Annotated in this window: 1 pseudogene; it reads right to left on the bottom strand. The window is 46.3% G+C overall.

The window, feature by feature from the left end:
- Positions 1–268 (bottom strand): annotated as a pseudogene (locus tag ACNQ0T_RS24330) (murein transglycosylase); the annotation flags it as partial.

Here is a 268-nt window from a genome sequence, read left to right as displayed (position 1 = left end):
GATAGTTTTGTAGCTACTTGGTAAGCGTTTCGCGAGGTAAGTTGCCGTTGAGGTGTTACCGTCTTTAATCGCAAGGTGAATACGCGCCAAAATCATATCCGTTGAAAGGTATCCGGCTTTTTCCCATTCAGTAAACAGTTTGTCACATGCAGCTGGCATGGAATTACCATTGAGCCACATTTTTTCAGCGCCCTGCCACGCGACCTGTTTATTTCCTGTCGCCCAATTCGCAAAATAGAAATTACATTGCGCTTCCGCAGGTTGTGGC

The organism is Enterobacter cloacae complex sp.6700776 (assembly GCF_048284255.1).
GTDB classification, from domain to species: Bacteria; Pseudomonadota; Gammaproteobacteria; order Enterobacterales; family Enterobacteriaceae; genus Enterobacter; species Enterobacter intestinihominis.
This window is presented reverse-complemented; position numbering and strand designations above follow the sequence as displayed.